This window comes from Lysobacter sp. ESA13C (assembly GCF_019970005.1).
Lineage (GTDB): Bacteria > Pseudomonadota > Gammaproteobacteria > Xanthomonadales > Xanthomonadaceae > Lysobacter > Lysobacter antibioticus_B.
Map to the genome: position 1 here is coordinate 1 of NZ_JAHXYK010000056.1, position 246 is coordinate 246.

The 246-nt window shown below is 67.5% G+C and carries 1 protein-coding gene; it reads left to right on the plus strand.

Features of this window, described 5'->3' with window-relative positions; translation table 11 throughout:
* Positions 1 to 246, plus strand: a 246-nt coding sequence (locus LC490_RS24320) for a phosphopantetheine-binding protein (protein WP_223621916.1), incomplete at both ends; no start/stop codon positions are given.

The window sequence follows — 246 nt, forward strand, 5'->3', positions numbered from 1 at the left end:
GAGCGGCAAGCTGGATCGCAACGCGCTGCCGGCGCCGGATGGGCAGGCGTATACGCAGCGTGTCTACGAGCCGCCGCAAGGCGAGGTCGAGACGACGCTGGCGTCGATCTGGTGTGAGCTGTTGCGGTTGGAGCAGGTCGGCCGACACGACGACTTCTTCGAACTCGGTGGGCATTCGCTGCTGGCGGTGCAGGCGGTGTCGCGGGTGCGGCAGCAGTTGTCCGTCGAAGTGCCGCTGACGGAGCT